The following is a 22,776-nucleotide window of genomic DNA, read 5'->3' on the forward strand; positions in this document are numbered from 1 at the left end:
AAACTAATTTAGCTGTTTATTAAAGAAATGAGGACAATAAATGAATATAAATGAAATGAAACAAAGACAAGAAAAAATTCGTAATTTTTCCATTATTGCCCATATTGACCACGGGAAGTCGACACTTGCCGACCGTATTTTAGAAAAAACAAATACGGTTACATCAAGAGAGATGCAGGATCAATTGTTGGATTCTATGGATCTTGAAAGAGAACGGGGAATCACGATCAAGCTGAATGCAGTCGAGCTTACTTATACTGCAAAAGACGGCGAAACATACATCTTTCACTTAATTGACACTCCGGGACATGTGGATTTTACGTATGAAGTATCTCGTAGTCTTGCTGCCTGTGAAGGTGCGGTTTTGGTTGTTGATGCAGCCCAAGGAATCGAAGCTCAAACATTAGCGAATGTTTATTTAGCCTTGGACAATGACTTAGAGATTTTACCTGTGATCAATAAAATCGATTTGCCGGCGGCGGACCCTGAACGTGTGCGTACGGAGATCGAAGATGTGATCGGAATTGACGCTAGTGAAGCTGTTTTAGCTAGTGCTAAAGCAGGGATCGGTATTGAAGATATTTTAGAGCAGGTCGTGGAGTATGTACCTGCACCAGCTGGCGATTTAGACGCACCGTTGAAAGCGTTGATTTTCGACTCTGTTTATGACAGTTATCGTGGCGTTGTATTGAACGTTAGAGTCATGGACGGTGTAGTTAAACCAGGGGATAAGATTCAAATGATGAATAATGGCAAAACATTTGACGTAACCGAAGTCGGCGTCTTTTCCCCAAAAGCGGTTGCTCGTGACTTCTTGATGGTAGGGGATGTTGGTTACATCACTGCCAGCATCAAAACAGTCCAAGATACTCAAGTAGGGGATACTGTTACATTAGCAGAGAATCCAGCACAAGAAGCATTGCCAGGATATCGTAAAATGAATCCAATGGTTTATTGTGGTTTATATCCAATTGATAATTCTAGATATAATGATTTAAGAGAAGCCTTGGAGAAACTTCAATTGAACGATGCTGCATTACAATTCGAACCGGAAACATCTCAAGCCTTAGGGTTTGGTTTCCGTTGCGGATTTTTAGGACTGCTGCATATGGACGTCATTCAAGAGCGCTTGGAACGTGAATTTAATTTAGATCTTATCACGACAGCACCTTCTGTTATTTATCATGTCAATAAAACGGATGGCTCACAAGTCGTTGTGGATAATCCAGCTGATTTCCCTGAACCCGTAACGATCGATTCTGTAGAAGAACCTTTTGTTAAAGCGCAGATCATGGTACCGAATGAGTATGTTGGTGCGGTAATGGAATTGTCTCAACGTAAACGGGGAGAATTCGTAACCATGGATTACTTAGATGATTATCGTGTAAATGTAGTGTATGAATTACCTTTATCGGAAATTGTTTTTGATTTCTTTGATAAATTAAAATCAAGCACCAAAGGCTATGCGTCACTAGATTATGAAATGTCTGGCTATAGAACGAGCCGTCTTGTGAAAATGGATATCTTATTAAACAGCGAAAAAGTCGATGCGTTAAGCTTTATCGTGCATAGAGACTTTGCTTACGAACGGGGCAAAGCCATTGTAGAAAAATTAAGAAAACTGATTCCAAGACAGCAATTTGAAGTGCCGATCCAAGCAGCGATCGGGCAAAAAATCGTGGCTAGATCAGATATCAAAGCATTGCGTAAAAATGTCTTAGCGAAATGTTATGGCGGAGATGTTTCTCGTAAACGTAAATTATTAGAGAAACAAAAAGAAGGGAAGAAACGAATGAAACAAATCGGTTCAGTGGAAGTACCTCAGGAAGCCTTCATGGCAGTTCTGAAAATGGACGAGGACGAACCGAAGAAGTAGCAATCAACAGATGGATCACCTAAATAGGTGATCTTTTTTTTACAAATCTATAGACATCGTATATCTGCGGATGTATAATATCTGTAAATGTAGGATGATCATGTTGCTGAACCTTTAGGGATGGCCAAAAAAACATGGAATCCATTCTTTTGAGCTTAAATCATAAAAAATAGGAGGAACTAATCATGTCATTCAAAGAAGAAATCGACCAACTAAAAGAAACATTTCAACAAACTAAAAAACAAGGAAAAGCTTTAGGTGAAAAATATGCTGAGGAAGGGAAAGGAATTGGCGAAGAATATAAAAACAAAGGAAAAGAAGTAGGAAAACAATTTAAAGACCTTTCTAGTGGTATCAAAGATCGATTTAAATAGAAAACAGCGGCTGTTTTATTAAAGCCGCTGTTTTTTATGCTAGATCGTGTAGTAAACGCAAAAATTCTTTTGAAGCATTTGAAAAAACGTGTCCCTTTTTCCAGACAATATTGATAGTCGCTGTTAATGGGGGAGAGCAGGGGATGAAGGTTAAATCAGTAGTTGCTGTGTTGATGATGCCATCAATACAAAGTGCGCCAACTGTCCCTTCTTTAACCAATAATGAGGCATTATAAAGCAAGTTATACGTTCCGATAATGTTAAAATGCTCAATATTTTCTCCTAACCATTCAGCTAATTGATTATCGACAAAAGACTGATTGGAAATCAGTAACGGAATTTCATGTAGGTCTCTTGGTAAAATGCTCTTTTTATCCGCCAATTCATGACGAGTATTGACTAAAATTCCCCAATGATCAGATAATGGCAAACGAAGATATTCGTATTTTTGCTTTTCTACAGGATCGATAACAAGCGCAAAATCAAGAATTCCCGTATCGATTTTTTCTAATACATCATCTGCATTTCCACTGTAAAGTTCGATATGAATATCAGGATGTTTTTGCTGTAGTTCATTGACCAACATAGCAATATAGGAAAAAGCCTGTGTTTCTCCACCACCAATCGTGATTTTACCGCTGATCACATCATGACTACTCAAATTCGTTGTTGTAGTAGTCACCAATGAAAGTATCTCTTTTCCTCTATTGGCTAAATAAATGCCTTCTTCAGTTAGGGTGATCGACCGACTGCCTCGAGTAAATAGTATTACCCCTAGTTCCTCTTCCAGCTCCTTTAATTGTTTAGACAAGGCTGGTTGTGAGAGATGAAGAACTTTGGCAGCTTTGCTGATCGTTTTTTCTCTTGCAACAGTTAAAAAGTAATTCAATACTCGTAATTCCATTAAATCCTCCTATAATTAAAAGTTATGTTTATCTATCCTATATAAGTATTTGTTAATCATAACATGGTCTTATAAAATTAGGCTACTAGTTAAGTAGAAAGTGGGAACAAAGGGTGGAAAGAGTTGGTTTAGAAAAACGATTGCTTGGTAAAGAAGTTTTGCCCGCGTCAGCTTTGTTTAAAGAAATTCATAAGATCAAAGAGAATAATGAACGATTAGTAATGGAGCTAAATACACAGTATCGTAAAAATAGCGAAGTGCTGAGCTATTTAGAAAAGATAACTGGTCGTCCAATTGAAGCATCTGTGATAGTCTCTCAGCCTTTTTATACCGATTTTGGTAGACATATCATTTTTGGTAAAGATATTTTTATTAATAAGAATGTCACTTTTGTGGATCTTGGAGGAATCACAATAGAAGATAATGTGTTAATAGGGCCGGACAGCCGTATCCTTACGGTCAATCATTTAATCGATCCGAAAAAGAGACGAGGAGTCACGGTAGCACCTGTTGTAATCAAAAAAAATGCTTGGATCGGTGCAAATGTCTCAATCATGCCAGGAATTACGATAGGAGAAAATGCAATCGTTGCAGCAGATTCTACTGTCACCAAAGATGTCCCGAAGAATGCAATTGTTGTAGGAAGCCCAGCAAAAATAGCCCGTATGATTGATGAAAATGATGAATAAGATCAGTGTTAAGTGTATATTTTTGCTTTCATCATTACTCCTATTCGATTGCAAAAAAATACCAAGTAAAAACGATTAATCAAGGAAGGGGACGTAAGAACGTAAGCGTTGTACTTACAAGTTAAAAATATTTTTTCCGCTAAAACACTTGACTTAGAGTGCACTTTAAGAGGTAGACTAATTTTAGTAATAAAAAGTGCATCTTATTAAGTAGGAGGAATCATGATGGAATATGTAAAATTTGGTAATACTGGTATGGAGGTTTCACGTCTTTGCTTGGGAGCGATGGGATTTGGTGATCCGGCAAGTGGTTTTCATGAGTGGGTGTTAGAAGAAGCTGAAAGTAAAGTTGTTATCAAGAAGGCACTTGATCTAGGAATTAATTTTTTTGATACTGCGAATGTTTATTCTTATGGAGCAAGTGAAGAGATTCTAGGTAAAGCATTGAACGAATATGCCAATCGTGATGAAATCGTCGTTGCAACAAAACTATTTACGACAATGAAAAAGAATGTCCCGAATAGTGGTGGGCTTTCAAGAAAAGAAATTTTCCATCAGATCGATCAAAGTTTAAAGCGCTTAAATATGGATTATGTTGACTTGTATATCATCCATCGATGGGATTATAACACACCGATCGAAGAAACAATGGAAGCACTGCATGACGTTGTCAAGTCAGGAAAAGTACGTTACATTGGCGCATCAGCAATGTTTGCCTGGCAGTTTGCCAAAGCACAAGCAGTTGCTGAAAAAAATGGCTGGACTAAATTTGTTTCGATGCAAAATCATTTGAATCTTCTTTATCGAGAAGAAGAGCGAGAAATGCTGCCATTATGTCAAGATCAAAAAATAGCTGTGACGCCTTATAGTCCGTTAGCTTCCGGACGCTTGACTCGTGATTGGAGTGCTCAAACCAAACGCTTTGAAACAGATAAAATGGCACGGTCAAAATATGACACAACAGCAGACCAAGACCAGGTCATTGTTGAACGGGTAAAAGAAGTCGCAGAAAAATATAATGTTGAACGAGTTCAGGTTGCATTGGCTTGGCTGCTTCAAAAAGAACAAGTGGTTGCTCCAATCATTGGAGCAACAAAAGAAAGTCATTTAACGAATGCACTTCCAGCCTTAGATTTGAGTTTAACACAAGAAGATATTCGATTTTTAGAAGAGCCGTATGTTCCCCATGCAATCGTTGGACATCAATAGGAGGAGTTGCAAATGGCAAAATTTGAAGAAGTTAAAGATGGCATACTTTTTCCAGCAGGAGAAAAAAATAAGGCCTATGCAGACTACTTTGTTGGTCAAAGTTATTTAAAGACATTAGTGTCGGATCCAGCAGTGACTGTTGGGGTAGGAAATGTAACTTTTGAGCCTGGCTGCCGCAACAACTGGCACATCCATCATGACGGTTATCAGATTCTTTTAGTGACTGGTGGTGAAGGCTGGTATCAGGAAGAAGGAAAAGAAGCACAATTTTTAACGGCTGGTGATGTGATCGTGACACACGATGGAGTAAAACATTGGCATGGTGCAGCAAAAGACAGTTGGTTTGAGCACCTTGCGATCACAGCTGGAACGCCGGAATGGTTGGAGCCGGTCACAGATGAGCTGTATCAGACCTTAAGTAAATAAAAAAGAGGAGCGTGAAAGAGATGAAAAAGCAGACAGCAGGACGTGATCAACTAGGCGCATTTGCCCCAAAGTTTGCTGAGCTGAATGATGATATATTGTTCGGTGAAGTTTGGTCAAGAGAGGAACAATTATCCGCTCGTGACCGTAGCTTGATCACTTGTTCAAGCTTGTTAACGCAAGGAGCGCCTCAATTAGAAGCACATATGAAAATCGCTAAGCAAAACGGTGTAACGAAAGAAGAGATGGTCGAATTGATCACTCATTTAGCTTTTTATACTGGTTGGCCAAAAGCTTGGTCAGCATTTGCTTTAGCAAAAGAAATTTTTGCAGAGAAATAAGTAATAGAGCACTATTCAAGTAACTGATCTAAATATGGAATGTAAGATAAAAGGTGGTCATCGCTTTTGTCTTGCATTCCTTTTTTGTTTATAATCGAATAAATTAGAAGGTTAAAGTGTTCCACATTAATGTGGAAATGAAAGGTAATTTACTAACAGAGCAAATGAACTTATACTCTAAATATGGAAAGCGCTTTCCGGAGGTGTGATGATGAAGTTAACTAAACGAGAAAACCAATTACTTGAACTTTTGCTTTTACAAAATGAGTATCAGGCTACTACGTTTTTCGGAAGTCAGTTATCAGTTTCGAACAAAACGATTTATTCAGATTTAAAGAATATTCAAGAGTACTTGGAAAAAACCAATCTAAAAATTGAACGAATGCCGAGAAAGGGAATCTATTTGGTTGGAAGTGAAGAAAATAAAGAGCAGCTAAAATCATTATTGTCGAGAGAGTCGATTACTGTTTTAGAAGATGAAACATTTTCGCCCGCTTACCGTCAGTTGACTATATTGTCAGATATATTGTTGTACGAAAATCGGATGACCTATGATCACTATGCAGTTCAATTTTTGATCAGTAAGCAATCTATCAAAAAAGACATGGATGAAGTGATCGACTACTTGGAAAGCAATGGGGTCACAGCAGGAGTAAATCGTGACTCCAGCAAGAACGAAAAGGAAACGAAGATCCAAAAGGTTTACAAAAAATATTTGATCAGCTATAGCAAAAAATATCATCCGTATGCAGAAACAGATCAACGGGACAATTTAACTTATTTCTCAGCGATCATAGATCCGCAAATTGTTTATCAAGTAAATTTGTTTATTGAAAAACTGATGATCCATACAGGAAAAGTTCTAAACAATTATTTTGTTTATTCTCTAAGACTTTCTTTAAGCATCCTACTGATACGTTTAAAATCAGGTCATCATGTTGAAAAACAAAACGAGTTTGTATTCAAAGACCTGCAAAAAATGCAGCTGTATATGATTGCGTTAGCCTTTTCAGAAGAAATGAATCAAGAGCTTAAGTGCATTTTCTTTAAGCATGATATTCAATTTTTATGTTCCTTGTTATTAGCACATGGAGTTGTTCCTGGTGCGGCAGATTTACCGATCGATCAAAAAATTCATGAAACAACGCTTGCGTTGATCGAGGAGATGGCTCATTTATTGAATGTGACCGTTGATCAAGATCAACAGCTATATCAGTCGTTGATTTCTCATATTATACCCATGATCCACCGACTTGAAAATGATATCTATGTGCGTAATCCTTTGAAAAATAATATCAAAAAGCAATATACGACCATGTTTACTTTAACACAATTCGCTTCAGCCGTTTTTGAAAAGAAATATGGACTATTTTTAAATGAGGATGAAGTATCATTTTTGACGATCCATTTTCAAGTGGCTTTCGAAAAAATCCAATCGACAAAACATGTATTGATTGTCTGTGGGAACGGGTTAGCAACATCCGAATTGATTTTTAATCGAATCAAGCAAAATTTACCAGCAAGCGTAGTAGTAGAAATCGCAACAGAGAAGCAAGTGATGGAAAATCCAATCGACGATATCGATTTGATCATTTCAGCTATTCCGCTTGAACAGACATCGCTTCCTATCATTCATGTATCAGCGTTGCCGACAGCCGATGAAGTAGCAATGATCGCTACTTATTTATCTAATATGAGTGAGCATGAAAAGACCTTGATGTACTCCAAAAAGAAAAATTCAGTTTCTGTGGATGCGTTTATCCAAGAAGAATTGATCTTCTTGAACATGACACTTAAAAAGAAAGAAGAAATCTTGGATCATTTGATTGAGCAGTATGAGAAGTTAGGTTTTGTTGAAAAGGGATTTAAGGAATCGATTTTTCAACGAGAAGCTCTCGGTGATACCAGTATTATCAGTGGAGCAGCGATTCCTCATGGTGCCCCAGAAACGGTAAAGGAAACCAGATTGTCTTTTATGACGACGAAGAATCCAGTGCGATGGGGCGCAAATGATGTGCGTTTGATCATTACCATAGCTATTGCAGAAAAAGATTTGGCGATTGCCAAAGATTTAGTATCAGTTTTATACGACATTATTGATTCTGCAGAAAACGTGCAGGAAATAATCAAAAGTCAGAGTGCGGCAGAACTTATGGCTTATGTAAAGAGGAGGACAGCAGAGGATGTATTTTGATAGCGAAATTGCTGAATTTCAAGTTGAAGCAATAGATAAAATAGATGTGTTTAAACGATTGACTCAACAGTTAGCAGCACAGGATTTTATTACTGACGATTTTTTGAAACATGTTATAGAAAGAGAAGAAAAATTTCCGACAGGTTTACCTGTCAACCAGATTGGCGTAGCGATTCCTCATACAGACAGTGAATATGTCAAACGTTCACAGATTGCTTTTATGTCATTGAAAAGACCCATTACTTTTTTTGAAATGGGCACAAGCGATAAGCCTGTTGATGTTCAAATGATTTTTATGCTGGCTTTAAAAGAACCGCATGAACAATTGGAGATGCTGCAAAAATTGATCAGTATGATCCAACAAGAAGATATCATGGAGCAGCTGTGTCAGTGCCGCACGAAGACTGAATTTATTCGAATTATTCATCAAGTTGGATTGTCATAAAGAAATGGGGGAAAAAACATGTTAGATGCATTACAGTGGTTTGTTGACTTAGGTGCAATTGTTGTGTTGCCGATCTTGATCTTTGTTTTTGGTATTATCCTTGGAACCAAACCGGCTAAAGCTTTTACTTCAGCACTAACGGTAGGGGTTGGTTTTGTTGGACTTAATCTAGTGATCGATCTATTGAGCTCAAGCTTAGGGCCCGCAGCCCAAGCGATGGTGGAACGTTTTGGGTTGAATTTGACGACCATTGATGTGGGATGGCCTGCAGCAGCAGCCATTTCTTACGGAACTGTTTTAGGAAGTTTAGCAATTCCTATTGGTGTATTACTAAATGTACTCTTGATTATTTTAGGTCTAACAAAAACATTAGATGTTGATATTTGGAACTTTTGGCATGCGGCGTTTATTGCATCACTTGTCTATGCGCTGACTGGTAATTTTGCAATCGGTGTTGCTGCAACCGTTATTTATATGATGATGATTTTGCTATTTGGAGATATTTTAGGACCGATCGTCAAGAAGTTTTATGGATTTCCCAATATCACGTTTCCTCATGGGACAGCAGCTCCGGGATTTATCTTCGCATTACCGATGAATTGGCTATTTGATCGAATTCCAGGTATCAAGAACTGGAAAGCAGACCCTGAAACCATTCAAAAGCGTTTTGGTATTTTCGGTGATTCTACAGTTATGGGCTTTTTGATCGGTTTAGTAATTGGAGTGTTTGCTGGCTACGATGTAGCAGGCATCGGACAGTTAGCGGTTAAAACAGGAGCTGTCATGATATTGATGCCGAGAATGGTGGCCTTGTTGATGGAAGGATTGACCCCCATTTCAGAAGCTGCCAATGAGTTTGTTAAAAAACGTTTTCCAGGAAGAGAGTTATATATTGGGATGGATGCGGCACTATCCGTAGGACATCCAGCCGTGCTGTCTTCTTCTTTACTACTAGTGCCGATCACTATTTTACTAGCAGTCGTTCTTCCAGGAAACACAACTTTACCATTCGGAGATCTTGCAACGATTCCATTTTTAGTTTGCTTGATGGCAGCTGTTTTTGGCGGAAATATTGTTCGAACAGTCATTGCAGGTTCTATTTATATGGTCAGTATTTTGTATATTACTTCATGGGTCGCACCGCTTGTAACAATGTCTGCTAAAGCAGCAAATTTTGATTTACAAGGAAATTCAAGTATTACGGCTCTTGCTGAAGGAGGTTTATGGACTACATGGATTTATGTTGGCTTAACAAAAGTATTAAGTTGGGGTGGTTTGGCGATCATCGGGGCTGTGGTTTTAGCAGGCTTGATCTACGTAAATAAAATTCTCCCTAAAAAAAATAAAGTGACAGAATAGAAAGGAAGAAAATCTCATGAAAAAAATGTTGATCATGTGTGGTACAGGCGTTGCAACTTCAACGATCGTAACGAATAAGGTGAAAGAATGGTTGAAAGGTAAAGGCTATGAAAATGATGTTCACTTATACCAATCAAAAGTTGCTGATGAAATGAATCGAATCGATGATTACGATATCATCGTCAGTACAACAGTTGTTCCAGACCGAATCAAAGATAAAGTCATTATGGGCTTACCACTATTAACAGGTATCGGAACAGAAGAAATGTATCAAGAAATCGAAGCAAAACTCAATGAATAGGAGGACTTCCCTTGTTAGTTACGTCAAAAGAATTATTTAAACAAGCACAAGAAAATCATTACGCTATTCCAGCTGCTAATTTCTTTGATTTGGATTCTGCTCGGGCTTATACATCCGTCGCAAATCAAATGAACAAACCATTGATTTTAGCGTTTGCTCAAGCTCATTTAGAGATGATGTCTTTGGAAGAAGCAGCGCTGATCGGTAAATATTTAGCTGAAAAAGTTGCAGTACCAGTCGTTTTACATTTAGATCATGGCCAAGATGAGAAGATCATAAAGCAAGCAATTGAGCTAGGGTTCTCTTCTGTCATGATCGATGCTTCACAAGATTCCTTTGAAGAAAATGTTCGGCGAACAAAAGCAATTGTTGAGTACGCTCATGCAAGAGAAGTCGTGGTTGAAGCAGAAATTGGGTTTGTCGGTTCAGGTGTAAATTATGAAAATCATGATCAAAGTGATTCGATCTACACAGAAGTCGCGGATGCGGTTGCGTTTGTAAATCAGACACAAGTCGATTCTTTAGCTGTATCGATCGGTACCGCTCATGGTTTTTATAAAGGAACACCTAAAATCAGTTTTGAACGCTTGGCGGAATTGAAAGCGGCAATACCAACACCGCTTGTCTTACATGGTGGTTCTTCATCTGGGGATGCCAATTTGAAACGCTGTGCCACTGAAGGAATCGCCAAGATCAATATTTTCACTGATTTTATCACAGCGGCGATGAAGGAAATCGAAGGAGTAAAACCTACAGATTATTTTGAGCTGAAAAAATTAGCGAATCAAGCGATCGAACAAACGTTGATTCACTATTACGAAGTCTTTGAAACTAAATGAAAGGGGCGTCTTAAGTGGAAAAAAAAACAATCAATACACCGTTTTTCTGTGTAAATCCCAAAGCTTATTTATATGGAGATGAAGCATTAGAACTAGCTAAAACAGCAGATGCATTAGCCGAAAAATATGCAATCGATATCTTTTTCACCGTTCAATATGCAGATGCTTTTCGGATCGCTCAGGAAACGAATCATCTGATCATCACTGTTCAGCATATGGATAGTCTGAATATAGGACCAGGGATGGGGTATATTTTACCAGAAGGACTTGTGGCAGCAGGTGTTCAAGCAACGTTTTTAAATCACGCCGAACATCCTGTTGGTGTAAATGATCTAGTCAAAATGATGAAACGTGCAGAAGAGTTAGGCATTCTCGTCATTGCCTGCGCAGATTCGATCGCTGAAGCACAAGCGATCGCTACGTTGGCGCCAGATATCATGGTTTGTGAGCCGACAGAATTGATCGGAACTGGTAAAACAAGTGATGCCTCTTATATGAGAGAAACAAATGAAGCAGTCAAAAGTGTTTCACCAAATACTTTGGTCCTGCAAGCAGCAGGAATCAGTTCAGCGCAAGATGTACGTCTGGCGATCGAGTCAGGTGCAGATGGAACGGGCGGAACAAGTGGAATCGTGTGTGCGGCAGATCCTATGCAAACATTGACAGAGATGGTTGAGACGGTCGCAGCAGTTCGCAGTGAACAAAGGGAGCTAGCAAATGAAAACATATACTAAAGATTTAGTGTTGACCTCTAATGGGCAGCGTGTAAGTTACCACAATATTACAGAACAGGTGAAAGCAGCAGTAACAGAGAGTGACCTGAAGAATGGGCTATGTGTCGTTCAATCACCTCATACGACCTGTTCAGTGATCTTTGAAGAATATGTCCATGATACGGATTTTAATGGAGACGAATTTCTCCAAGTAGATCTAAATCGTATTTTGGATAAAATAATCCCAAGGGAACTATCAGAAGAAACAAATTATCGTTACCCAGGCCCAAAACATCTTGAGTTTTTAATGAGTTTGGATGATCCAAATTATCCATGTGATCCGGGAACGATTTTAAATGGAGATGCACACATTCGCGCTTCATTATTTGGTGCAAGTGAGACATTTATCATTAGAGAAAAACAGCTGCAGATCGGGTCCGTTGGCTATATTTATTTCATCGACTTTGATCAAAATCGTCAGCGAAATCGAAAATGTCAATTAATGATCATGGGTGAATGATAAAAAAGAATCATTACTTACTAGTTATTTCTAGTGTAGTAATGATTTTTTATTGGATCGATTTACAAATTTTTCAAAGCAACGAAAAAGAACGGCAAGTACAAAAATAGTAGATTTAATCGCTGCCAGAGTCCACGATAAGGGATATTCAGTGTATTTAGCCCAGGCAATTTTGGGGCAGCATACAGAAGCAATAAACACAATGAAAGGATAAAAATTAGCGTAAATGTTCGAACCACAAAAGAATTATTTTCCATCTTATAAAGCAAGATCAGCAAAAAAGTCGCTGCCAACAATGCTGTAAAACCGGCACCAGAAGCATAGTCATGGACTAAGGATTCCATGCCAGCTTCCAATGGATTGGTTGAGCGATCTAAAATTCCAGTTGTGATACAGTCCCCAATTGCAAAAGTTGCCATCATAACTCCAAGCCATTTTGCTAGAACTGGAGAGGTTTGACTAAAACGCAGGTAAAAACTGGGAATAGTAAGTAGAAATAGACTACCATCGATCAACTGCCAAAACTTAAACAAATGACGTACAGGACTACCTTCTTCACCAAAATCACTGATCAACATAGTAATAGAATCATAATTAGGATAATGGCCAGCAAGAAAAAAAGGAACACTTAATTCAGCGATAACAACTATGACCAGCAAATAAAATCCAGATTTTTTCAATAAGTTCATAAAAAGACCTTCTCTATATAAGTTAGCTGTGCTATAGTCCATTGTAGCGGAAAAAGCTTGATCTGAACAAAAATTACACTTACAATGATCTTTTGCATATAATTAAAAAGATGATTAAACAAAAAGAATGAGGTTCTCATGACAAAAAATAATTTTACTGACTATCCTTTAGGAGAAGAAATAATCAAAGCAGTCACTGATTTAGGCTATAAATATCCAACGATCGTTCAGCAATTGGTGATTCCAAAAGTTTTTGCTGGAAAAGATATGCTTGTTCAGTCGCAGACTGGTAGTGGGAAAACTGCTAGTTTTGGCATTCCCTTATGTGAAAAAGTTGAATGGCCTGAAAATAAACCGCAGGTACTGATTCTTGAACCAACGAGAGAGTTAGCCCAACAAGTCCAAGAAGATTTGATCAATATTGGCAGATACAAACGAGTTAAAACAACAGCAGTATACGGGAAAGCGTCATTTATCAAGCAAAAGTCAGAACTTAAACAAAAAAGTCATATCGTGGTCGGAACACCAGGACGTGTATTTGATCATATTTTGAAAGGTACGTTGTTCCTTGAGAAGATTCGCTATGTAGTGATCGATGAAGCGGATGAAATGCTGAATATGGGGTTTATCGATCAAGTCAAGGAGATCATTCAAGCCTTGCCGCCGCAAAGGCAAACACTGCTTTTTTCTGCAACAATGCCTGAAAAGGTCGTAGAATTGAGCCGAAGCTATTTATCAGAACCGGAAAGGATAAAAGTCGAGGCAACTGAAAGGACCATTCCCAAAATCCAACATGCATTTTTACCAGTTGCTGATGAGGAAAAATTTGCTGCACTAGAAGCACTGACAGTTGTTGAAAATCCTGACTCATGTATCATTTTTTGTAATACGCAAGAAAAAGTAGATAATACTTACGATCATCTCGTCGATGCTGGCTACCCGGTTGGTAAAATTCATGGAGGAATGATTCAAGAAGATCGTTTTGAAGTCATGGATGCCTTTAGAAATAAACGTTTTCGTTACTTGGTTGCAACAGATGTTGCAGCAAGAGGGATCGATATAGAAAATATCACTCATGTGATCAATATGGATGCTCCTTATGAAAAAGAAAATTATATTCATCGGGTAGGGAGAACGGGACGAGCAGGTAAAGAGGGTTTTGCACTAACATTTTTCACAGCAAAAGATCAAGAACTAAAAAAAGAGATAGAAGCATACGGCGATCTTAAAATGAATCAGATCAGTTTACCAAATGCGAAACAAGTCACTCGAAGTCGAGTGGCATTTGAGAAAAAAATCACTACTAAACAAGTTCAGCAAGCGCCAAAAGGAAAAGCCTTAGAGCAAGATATCATGAAGCTCTATTTTAATGGTGGGAAGAAGAAGAAATTACGAGCATTGGACTTTGTTGGAACACTTACTTCGATTGATGGAATCACTGCTGAAGATATTGGCATCATCACAATTCAAGAGAATGTGACGTATATTGATATTTTAAATGGCAAAGGAACGCTGGTCCTTCAAGCAATGAAGGATCGAACGATCAAAGGCAAACAGCTTAAAGTTCACAAAGCACGAAAGAAATAATTAGAAAAAAACGAGCGATTTTGAACGTGGATGTTCAGATCGCTTTTTTCTTTAAACATGAAATTTTTTTAAGAATTCTTCTCAAGTATGAAATTTTGTTGATTTTGTTTCGCTAAGGTTGATTTTTCTAGGCAAAGTCAACTGTAAGTATCTTGTAGGTTGATTTTGTTTCTTTTATAATACGGATAGGAGGTGGAGAAATGGATGAACTTAATTTAGCGTCAGTGATCGTTTCAAAAAGACGTGAAAAAGGAATCACTCAAGAGCATCTAGCTGAATATATCGGAGTCACTAAAGCTTCTGTTTCGAAATGGGAGAATGGGTTAAGTTATCCTGACATCGTTCTTCTACCACGATTAGCGTCATATTTTGATTTAACGATCGATGCTCTGCTTGGTTTTACAGCCCAGTTAGATGAAAGACAGATTCAAGCAGTCTATCAGGAATTGGCGTTGGATTTTTTTGAAAAAGACTTTGAAGAAGTCATCAATAAAAGTCAAACATTCGTAAAAAAATATTATTCATGTTATCCGTTACTATTGAAAATGGTCCTACTGTATATCAATCATGTGTCACTAGCTAGGGATGAACAGCAAATGAATGCATTGATGACTGAGGCATTAGCATTATGTACGCGGATCCGCGAAAATAGCAAAAATATTGAACAGCTAAAAGAGGCAACTAGCTATCAAGCAATGTGTTACCTGATTTTAAAAAAAGGAGAAGCTGTATTGACATTGATCGGTGAAACCGTAAGCGATGAGAATGCAGATGGTCTATTGATCGCTCAAGCGTTTCAACTTCTAGGAAATGTCGAAAAGGCCCAAGAAACCCTTCAAATCGAGGCTTATCAAAAATTGACTGCTTTTTATAATTGCTTACTTCATTTAATCCAAAGCAATCTAGGGAATTTCGCTGAAGCAGAAACAGCATATCTTAGAGCAGAAGCGCTGAGCAGATTATTTAATATGAGAACATTGAGCCCGAATAGCGCTGCAGGACTGTATGCTTTAGGTGCACAGATGTATCAGCTAGCAGATTTATCTGAAAAAGCGCTGGAATTATTAGAGAAGTATGTTGACGTTTGTGTGGACGGCTTCTTTCCTATTGATTTCCATGGAGATGCTTTCTTTGATAAAGTTGAGGATTGGTTAGAGCATAAAAAATTTGTGCCCAGAAATGAAAAAGTCGTCAAGGAAAGTATGATCAGAGATGTTTTACAAAATCCTATATTTGAACCGCTGCGTCAACGAACTGAATTTATTAAAATGAATGAAAAGATAACCAATTATCTAGGAGGAAATTAAAATGGAAAATTTACATGACTATTTACCGATATTGATCCCGTTGATCGTGCTTCAGCTGGGATTAATGATCGCTGCGCTGGTTCATATTTTTCGTCACAAATCGTATCGGATGGGCAATCGGATACTTTGGGGCATCATAAGCATTTTTATCAGCATTATTGGTCCAGTATTATATTTCACCTTAGGAAGAAGTGAAGAGTAGTGGAGACATTAGCAATTAAAGGCTTATCGAAAAGCTTCAATGGAAATAAAGTAATCGATGACATCTCTTTTACGCTTTCTGAAGGAGAGATTTTAGGCTTTATTGGCGCTAATGGTGCTGGTAAAACAACAACGATGAAAATGATCTTAGGCTTGTTGCCGGCAGATAGTGGTGAAATCTATGTGTGTGGTGAGAAAGTGTCATTTGGGCAAACCAAAACAAATCGTCATATCGGCTATCTGCCTGATGTACCAGAATTTTACGGTTACATGCGTCCAAAAGAATACTTACGGTTATGCGGTGAAATTGTCGGACTGGATTCAACAATGTTAGATGAACGTATTGGAACATTACTGACATTAGTCGGGCTTTCAAAAAACAATAAAATCAGTGGGTTTTCCCGCGGGATGAAACAACGTCTAGGCATTGCACAAGCGCTTTTGAATGAACCTAAGTTATTGATTCTTGATGAACCTACCTCCGCGCTTGATCCTATTGGCAGAAAAGAAATATTAGATTTGCTTAACCAAGTCAAAGGAAAAACAACAGTCATTTTTTCTACTCATGTTCTTTCTGATGTAGAGCGTATTTGCGATAAAGTAGCGATTCTCGATCAAGGAAAAATCGCTTTGCAGGGAAGTTTAGATGAGTTGCGTGACCAGCGTAGTTCACATTCTCTTTTGATTGAATTTTCATCATTAGAAAATAGGGATCGGCTTTTAGCGCTAACTGAATTATCGAAAGAAGACATTATCATAAAAGACCTTGTGATAACAATAAAGGTTGAACATCTTGAAAAGACACAACGTATGCTTTTAGATTTATTGTCTGAGCATGGTATTTTACCTCGTAAGCTTGAGGTATTGGAGCCAACTTTAGAAAGTTTATATATGGAGGTGGTCAAATGAGAGCCTTCATTGCTTTCACAAAAAAAGAGCTGGTCGAAAGTTTGCGAACGTATCGTTTTCCAGTACTTATCACTGTCTTTCTATTATTTGGGATGATGAGTCCGTTGTTTGCAAAACTGCTGCCAGAGATATTGAAAAGTTTAGGCGACGGGGGAGAAGGTGTTGTGATCAAAATGCCCGAACCAACGGCGATGGATTCATGGATGCAGTTTTTTAAAAATGTCGGTCAAATGGGGATGCTGGTCTTGATCATAAGCTTTAGTGGAATCATGGCGAATGAACTGAGTAAAGGAACCTTGATCAATCTATTGACGAAAGGGATGAAGCGGTCAACGATCATTTTGTCTAAGTTTTTCACGGCAAGTATGATTTGGTTAGTAAGCTATGGACTTTGTTTAATCGTTTGCTGGGGATATACGGAATATTATTGGCCGTCTAACGGGTTAGAGAATGGTTTTCTCGCTTTTTCAGCTTTATGGCTATTTGGAGAATTGCTGATTGCTTTGTTGATTTTTGGCGGTATTTTATTTGGAAAACTATCCGGCAGCTTGATTACGTGTTTAGGAGCTGTTGGTATCTTTAGTATAATCAGCTTGTTCCCAAGTCTACAAAAATACAACCCGATCGCACTTTCTGGCGATGCAGTGAATTTACTGAATGCTCAAAAAGTAGCTGCAGATTTTATACCAGCAATGATTATTTGTATTTTACTTACAGCAGCTATGCTCATTACATCAATCCTAATTTTCAATAAAAAACACGTATAGTTTTGCCGCTGACTGTTTTTTATTCATGGAATCTGATTCTCGTTATTAAATAATATGAATGGTTCAACTGGTAATTGCAGTTGGACCATTTTTGGTCTTTTTTCGCTGGTTATACGTAAATGAAACAAAATTTTGGGTTCAACAGTTCTCTCTTAAAAATCCACATAAAAAGACCAAAAAGAAGAGTCTAATTTTTGCTTAAGAAACAATAAAGAACGAAAAATAACACATCAAAAGAGTTAAAATGAAAGAGCTGAAACAAGACGATTTTCACCATAAAACAACCATCGGAGCGAACAACTATGAAAAAAATCAAGCATTTTTTCAACAGTCATAACCTTTCAACTTTAAAAAACCGCAAACGAGTAGGAGTCATTATTTTATTTTTGACTGTTCTTATTTTTTTGTTATTTACTGCCCGTTTATCATATATCTTGATCACTGGTAAGGTTGCTGGGAATTCTTTGGCCGAAAAGACGAAAGAACTGTATGAGGTTCACGAAACGCTTGAAGCGAAAAGAGGCTCGATTTTTGATAAGAATGGAAATGTCTTGGTGGAAGATTCAAGCGCTTTTTCTTTGTATGCGATTTTGGATGAAAATTATACAGATTTAGATGGAAAAAAGCTCTATGTGCAAGAGAAAGACTGGAATGCGATCGCTGATATTTTCCAAAAATATGTTGGGATCGAAAAAGATACAACATTAAAGCAATTAAAACCTAGTTTGAACGAGGATGGGGAACCAATCACTACTGTGGAATTTGGAACGAATGGCAGGAATTTGAACTTTGAAACGAAACGACAAATTCAAGAAGCATTAGATGATCAAAAGATTTCAGGAATTTATTTTAAAGAAGAGAAAAAACGGAGCTATCAGGTTGGCAACTTTGCTTCATACTTTATTGGCTATACGCAGCAGGATGATCAAGGAAATGAGCAAGGTGTGATGGGGATCGAAGAAGCCTATAATGACCAATTATCTGGAAAGAATGGTTCTAGAAGCTATGAAAAGAATTCGGCATTAGGCGATGTCAAGCCAGGAAGTGTAAAAGAAACCAAACGGGAAAATGGCAGTGATATTTATACGACGTTAGATAGCAACCTGCAATTCTATTTAGAGGAATTGATGGATAATGTCATGAACACATATCAGCCGGAGCATGTGACAGCTACACTTATGGAAGCAAAAACTGGAAATATTCTAGCCACATCACAACGCCCTTCTTTTGAACTGGACACAAGAAAAGGTTTGGATGGTCCTAATCCACGCTGGACCAATATTTTGTTGGAGGAAGTTTACGAACCGGGGTCGACTATGAAAAGTATGATGGTCGCAAGTGCTTTACAAGAACATAAATTTGATGAAAATGAACAGTTTGCTTCGGGTGCTATCAAGATCGATGATACGAAAATCAGTGATTGGAATAATGGTGTGGGCGAAGGGAATATGACATTTAGACAAGGGTTAGCGTGGTCAAGTAATGTTGGGATGGTCACACTTCAAGAACGGATGCCGGAACTATGGCAAGACTATTTAACCAAGTTTGGTTTTGGAGAGTCGACGAATTTCGGATTATCTGGTGAAGCCACTGGAGAGATTCAGAATAAAACAACAGTCGATCGAGCGATGACATCTTATGGACAGGGAATTTCAGTGACTCATATGCAGATGCTGCAAGCCTACACAGCGATTGCTAACGATGGACAGATGTTGAAACCAACTATCATCAGTCGTGTTGTTTCTTCAAATGGTGAAGAAAAGCAGAGTGAGCCTCAAGTGGTCGGAACACCAATTTCGAGTGAAACCGCCTCAAAAGTATTGGAATACATGAAAGATGTAACAACAGATCCTAAATATGGCATGGGTAAGGAATATGCGATCGATGGTCTAAATGTATCTGCTAAAACTGGAACAGCAGAGTTTTTTGAAAACGGCGCATATCAGACACAAGACTATTTGCATTCTGTTGTAACGATCACACCAACGGAAGACCCTAAATACATTTTTTATATGACACTAAAAAAACCAGTATTAAATGGCACTTCAGCAAATACCATTATTTCAGAAGTAGCCAATAATCTAGTCAAGCGGGCCATGGTTGCCCAGAAATAAAACAAAAAGAGGTATAAATTCGCATTGTAAGCGAACTTATACCTCTTTTTGTTTTATTAAATTTGGTCATGGCTATAAAATTATTTACTATTGTTTTCTTTCAATTTTCTTATTGAATCTTCTTCCGGTGTAACATAAAGTGTTTTTTGATTTTCATAGATAACATACCCTGGTTTAGCGCCATTAGGTTTATGCACGTATTTCACCTGAACATAATCGACAGGGACTTGAGCAGATAAACGATATTTAGAGTAATAAGCCGCTAACATCGCAGCCTCAAGTAATGTGGTTTCAGATGGATCTGTATCCTTGATGATCACGTGTGAACCGGGAATATCTTTTGCATGGAGCCAAATATCTGTTTTCTTAGCAGAGCGAAGAGTCAATTGATCATTTTGAAGATTATTACGTCCAACTAAAATCAATGCTCCATCGCTAGAATAAAATTCTTCTGGTTTACTTTGTTTTGTTTGTTTTTGTTTTTTAGCTGCGCGTTTTTTGATATAGCCTTGTTCAATCAATTCTTCACGAATCAAATCAATATCCATTGGGCCTGCAATTTCCAACTGCGCTAAAACAGATTCTAAATAACCAACTTCTTGTGTAGCCTGTTCAATTTGACGATGAACGATTTTGACCGCATTTTTAAGCTTTTGGTATTTTTGGAAATATTTTTGGGCATTTTGATTGGGACTTAAAGCAGGATTCAACTTTATTTTTAATGGTTTGTCTTCCTCGTAATAATTCGGCAATTCTACAAACTCAGCTCCTTTAGGAACTTGTGACATAAAGGTTGTCAATAATTCGCCATCTCGGCGGTAGTTTTCAGCAAGTTCAGTATCAGCCAATGTTTGTTGAAGCTTTAGAATTTTTGTTTGATTACGTTTTAGCTCATTATCAAGTTTGTGGATTAGTTCTCCACCTTGTTGTTTTACACGATCCTTCTCAGCTTTACCGCCATAAAAAGCATCAAGTAATTCACTCAGAGTTTGGTAAGTCGTTTTTGTTCCTTCAAGTGAGTTAAATGGCAAAGGAGTAAAGTATTCTTTTTTCTCAGTTGTCGTCAACGTAGGGGTAGTTTTACTTAAAAGATCGGACCAGAAGGCTTCCCAAACGAGCATTTTTTCATTCGGCCGTTCATTTAAACGATAGACAAGCTCATCTGCTGTATCTCTACCTAAGCCTTGAAAGTGTGATTGAAGGTATTGGCCATCCAAAACAGCGGCTTGAGATAAAATCGCAAACACTTTTTCTTTACGTGCAGAAAAAGGATCTTGAGATTCTTGTTTGGGCGGATCGATATAGTCAACACCAGGAAGCAAGGAACGATAGCTATTTTGCGAACTGCCGATATGCTTGATCGCATCTAGAATTCTTCCATTTTCTTTATTCATCAAAATGATCGTACTGTGTCTACCCATCAATTCAACGATCAAAACAATATTTTGTAGATCACCAAGCTCATCTCTTTTTGTAAAAGTAAAATGGACGACTCGATCGTTATCGACCTGATGGATCTGTTCTAAAATCGCCCCTTCCAAAAACTTACGCAACATCATTACGAAATTAGGAGGTGTATCCGGATTTGCATACGCAATATCGGTCAACTGGATCCGTGCATAACTCGGATGAGCAGATAAAAGTAATTTATGATTTTTCCCTTTTGATCGTATAACTAAAACAATTTCATTTTCATAAGGCTGATGAATTTTAGAAATTCGGCCTGTTACTAAGGCATCAGATAATTCTGAAACCATGGTATGTGTAAATACGCCATCAAATGACATAAACATCCCTCAATTCTATAAACATAATAGTACTATTATAACGGAGTTCTTTTTATTTATAAAGGAAGTGAGAAATAAAACATAAAAAATCGAATAGGCTAGACATGAATCAGTAAATGTCTGCGTATTTTTCAAATGTTTAGTATAATGAATGGAGTACCAATTTTTAATCAGCAAATGGCTTTTATTACAAGGAGGCAGAAGTATGGTAAAAAGATTGATCAGTGCAAGCTACAGTGATGTTGCTAAGATGACTGCAAAGGAGTTGAAACAGTCCATCAAAGCAAGCGAAGGGCGGACGATCCTTTCAGAGAATGTTGTGGCCGCATCACCACAGGCAGGAGATATCAGTAATGCAGAGGTGGCTGCAGCATTTGGAGCAGATTTGATTTTACTGAATTTATTCGACTGTTTTAATCCGATCGTACAAGGGATTCCTGGAATGTCGATTGAAGAGGTGATGAACTATTGGCAGCATCCAGAAGAAAATCAAATCAACCCAATTCCGATCTTGAAAAAATTGATTGGGCGTCCAGTGGGTGTGAATTTGGAGCCTGTAGATGAGTCTTCACAAATGTTTAGTGAAAAATTAGAAATTGCTAAAGGACGTACTAGCTCAAAAGAAACGATTCAACGAGCAGAAGAGATGGGCGTTGATTTTATCTGTTTAACAGGAAATCCTGGAACAGGTGTGACAAATGCTGAAATTGCTAAAGCAGTAAAAATAGCGAAGGAAAACTTTTCTGGGTTGATCATTGCAGGAAAAATGCACAGTGCTGGTTCAGATGAGCCGGTTGTTTCTACCGAAGCAGTAGAAGCATATACTAAAGCAGGGGCAGATATTTTACTATTACCGGCAGTTGGAACGGTTCAAGGATTTTCTGAAGAAGATATGAAGGCAGCTATTGCTATTGCCAAAAAATACGATTTATTAACAATGTCAGCGATTGGTACGAGTCAAGAAAGTGCCAGTAAAGAAACGATTCGTCAAATTGCTTTGCTGAATAAGATCTGCGGAGTAGATATCCAGCATATTGGAGATGCAGGATATGGTGGATTAGCTCCAGCTGAAAATATTTATGAAATGTCACTAGCTATTAGAGGAATGCGGCATACGATCAATCGTATGGCTCGTTCAGTTAATCGATAGAGAACAGGAATGCGTTAAGCGTACGATTCGAGTAAAAAAACAGGACAAAACGGTTTATTCGTTTTGTCCTGTTTTTGT

The 22,776-nt window shown here is 37.9% G+C and carries 23 protein-coding genes; 20 read left to right on the forward strand and 3 right to left on the reverse strand.

The features are described from left to right. Positions 1 to 40: 40 nt before the first annotated feature. Both lepA and CC204_RS02225 read left to right on the forward strand, forming a co-directional pair. Complete coding sequence (gene lepA / locus CC204_RS02220; protein WP_088268614.1) at positions 41 to 1,876, forward strand: translation elongation factor 4; 1,836 nt, start codon at positions 41 to 43, stop codon at positions 1,874 to 1,876. A gap of 185 nt (positions 1,877 to 2,061) precedes the next feature. Beyond that, positions 2,062 to 2,250 carry a hypothetical protein gene (locus tag CC204_RS02225; RefSeq protein WP_087639949.1) on the forward strand — a complete coding sequence of 63 codons (189 nt, stop codon included), beginning with the start codon at positions 2,062 to 2,064 and terminating at the stop codon, positions 2,248 to 2,250. 34 nt (positions 2,251 to 2,284) lie between these two features. On the opposite strand, the gene CC204_RS02230 is transcribed toward CC204_RS02225, so the two are convergent. Then, complete coding sequence (locus tag CC204_RS02230; protein WP_088268615.1) at positions 2,285 to 3,154, reverse strand: LysR family transcriptional regulator; 870 nt, start codon at positions 3,152 to 3,154, stop codon at positions 2,285 to 2,287. A 113-nt stretch (positions 3,155 to 3,267) separates the two neighbouring features. On the opposite strand from CC204_RS02230, the gene CC204_RS02235 reads away from it, so the two are divergent. The 11 genes from CC204_RS02235 (at position 3,268) to CC204_RS02285 (ending at position 12,187) form a co-directional block, all read left to right on the forward strand. Beyond that, a complete protein-coding gene (locus CC204_RS02235) occupies positions 3,268 to 3,843 on the forward strand; it encodes a DapH/DapD/GlmU-related protein (protein WP_088268616.1) in 576 nt (191 codons plus the stop codon). Positions 3,844 to 4,068: 225 nt separating this feature from the next. Then, positions 4,069 to 5,052, forward strand: a complete 984-nt coding sequence (locus CC204_RS02240) for an aldo/keto reductase (protein WP_088268617.1) — start codon at positions 4,069 to 4,071, stop codon at positions 5,050 to 5,052. A 12-nt stretch (positions 5,053 to 5,064) separates the two neighbouring features. Next, positions 5,065 to 5,478: a cupin domain-containing protein gene (locus CC204_RS02245; protein WP_088268618.1), complete on the forward strand. Its 414-nt coding sequence runs from the start codon at positions 5,065 to 5,067 to the stop codon at positions 5,476 to 5,478. Positions 5,479 to 5,498: 20 nt separating this feature from the next. Next, complete coding sequence (locus tag CC204_RS02250; protein ID WP_088268619.1) at positions 5,499 to 5,816, forward strand: carboxymuconolactone decarboxylase family protein; 318 nt, start codon at positions 5,499 to 5,501, stop codon at positions 5,814 to 5,816. A gap of 211 nt (positions 5,817 to 6,027) precedes the next feature. Continuing rightward, entirely contained in the window at positions 6,028 to 8,010 is a 1,983-nt protein-coding gene (locus CC204_RS02255) for a BglG family transcription antiterminator (RefSeq protein WP_162288314.1), read from the forward strand. After that, on the forward strand, positions 8,000 to 8,455 hold the full coding sequence (locus tag CC204_RS02260; RefSeq protein WP_088268621.1) for a PTS sugar transporter subunit IIA: 456 nt from the start codon (positions 8,000 to 8,002) through the stop codon (positions 8,453 to 8,455). The genes CC204_RS02255 and CC204_RS02260 overlap by 11 nt, the downstream gene beginning before the upstream one ends. An 18-nt stretch (positions 8,456 to 8,473) precedes the next feature. After that, positions 8,474 to 9,814 carry a PTS galactitol transporter subunit IIC gene (locus CC204_RS02265; protein ID WP_088268622.1) on the forward strand — a complete coding sequence of 447 codons (1,341 nt, stop codon included), beginning with the start codon at positions 8,474 to 8,476 and terminating at the stop codon, positions 9,812 to 9,814. Between the two features lie 16 nt (positions 9,815 to 9,830). After that, positions 9,831 to 10,115, forward strand: a complete 285-nt coding sequence (locus CC204_RS02270; protein ID WP_088268623.1) for a PTS sugar transporter subunit IIB — start codon at positions 9,831 to 9,833, stop codon at positions 10,113 to 10,115. Positions 10,116 to 10,126: 11 nt separating this feature from the next. Continuing rightward, on the forward strand, positions 10,127 to 10,954 hold the full coding sequence (locus CC204_RS02275; protein WP_088268624.1) for a class II fructose-bisphosphate aldolase: 828 nt from the start codon (positions 10,127 to 10,129) through the stop codon (positions 10,952 to 10,954). Between the two features lie 14 nt (positions 10,955 to 10,968). After that, positions 10,969 to 11,688: a triose-phosphate isomerase gene (locus tag CC204_RS02280; RefSeq protein WP_088268625.1), complete on the forward strand. Its 720-nt coding sequence runs from the start codon at positions 10,969 to 10,971 to the stop codon at positions 11,686 to 11,688. Continuing rightward, positions 11,672 to 12,187: a YjbQ family protein gene (locus CC204_RS02285; protein WP_088268626.1), complete on the forward strand. Its 516-nt coding sequence runs from the start codon at positions 11,672 to 11,674 to the stop codon at positions 12,185 to 12,187. Before CC204_RS02280 ends, CC204_RS02285 begins: the two co-directional genes overlap by 17 nt. Before the next feature lie 62 nt (positions 12,188 to 12,249). Here the strand turns inward: CC204_RS02285 and CC204_RS02290 are convergent, their stop codons facing one another. Further along, complete coding sequence (locus CC204_RS02290; protein ID WP_157894228.1) at positions 12,250 to 12,876, reverse strand: DUF998 domain-containing protein; 627 nt, start codon at positions 12,874 to 12,876, stop codon at positions 12,250 to 12,252. Between the two features lie 138 nt (positions 12,877 to 13,014). Between CC204_RS02290 and CC204_RS02295 the strand changes: the two genes are divergently transcribed. From CC204_RS02295 to CC204_RS02320, 6 genes are all read left to right on the forward strand, one after another. Further along, a complete protein-coding gene (locus CC204_RS02295) occupies positions 13,015 to 14,463 on the forward strand; it encodes a DEAD/DEAH box helicase (protein WP_088268628.1) in 1,449 nt (482 codons plus the stop codon). Positions 14,464 to 14,663: 200 nt separating this feature from the next. Next, a complete protein-coding gene (locus tag CC204_RS02300; RefSeq protein ID WP_088268629.1) occupies positions 14,664 to 15,770 on the forward strand; it encodes a helix-turn-helix domain-containing protein in 1,107 nt (368 codons plus the stop codon). Between the two features lies 1 nt (position 15,771). After that, positions 15,772 to 15,972 (forward strand): PLDc N-terminal domain-containing protein, encoded by a 201-nt coding sequence (locus CC204_RS02305; RefSeq protein ID WP_088268630.1) that lies wholly within the window; start codon positions 15,772 to 15,774, stop codon positions 15,970 to 15,972. Next, positions 15,972 to 16,880, forward strand: a complete 909-nt coding sequence (locus CC204_RS02310) for an ABC transporter ATP-binding protein (RefSeq protein WP_088268631.1) — start codon at positions 15,972 to 15,974, stop codon at positions 16,878 to 16,880. The genes CC204_RS02305 and CC204_RS02310 overlap by 1 nt, the downstream gene beginning before the upstream one ends. Then, entirely contained in the window at positions 16,877 to 17,647 is a 771-nt protein-coding gene (locus CC204_RS02315; protein WP_088268632.1) for an ABC transporter permease, read from the forward strand. Before CC204_RS02310 ends, CC204_RS02315 begins: the two co-directional genes overlap by 4 nt. A 302-nt stretch (positions 17,648 to 17,949) precedes the next feature. Further along, on the forward strand, positions 17,950 to 19,761 hold the full coding sequence (locus CC204_RS02320) for a penicillin-binding transpeptidase domain-containing protein (RefSeq protein WP_088268633.1): 1,812 nt from the start codon (positions 17,950 to 17,952) through the stop codon (positions 19,759 to 19,761). A gap of 80 nt (positions 19,762 to 19,841) precedes the next feature. Here the strand turns inward: CC204_RS02320 and efbA are convergent, their stop codons facing one another. Further along, the gene (gene efbA, locus CC204_RS02325; RefSeq protein WP_088268634.1) at positions 19,842 to 21,548 is read right to left on the reverse strand and encodes a fibronectin-binding protein EfbA; all 1,707 of its coding nucleotides are present in this window, start codon (positions 21,546 to 21,548) and stop codon (positions 19,842 to 19,844) included. A gap of 205 nt (positions 21,549 to 21,753) precedes the next feature. On the opposite strand from efbA, the gene CC204_RS02330 reads away from it, so the two are divergent. Next, positions 21,754 to 22,698 (forward strand): DUF7916 family protein, encoded by a 945-nt coding sequence (locus CC204_RS02330; RefSeq protein WP_088268635.1) that lies wholly within the window; start codon positions 21,754 to 21,756, stop codon positions 22,696 to 22,698. Positions 22,699 to 22,776 lie beyond the last annotated feature (78 nt).

It is taken from the genome of Enterococcus wangshanyuanii (assembly GCF_002197645.1).
In the GTDB taxonomy this organism is placed as follows: domain Bacteria; phylum Bacillota; class Bacilli; order Lactobacillales; family Enterococcaceae; genus Enterococcus_L; species Enterococcus_L wangshanyuanii.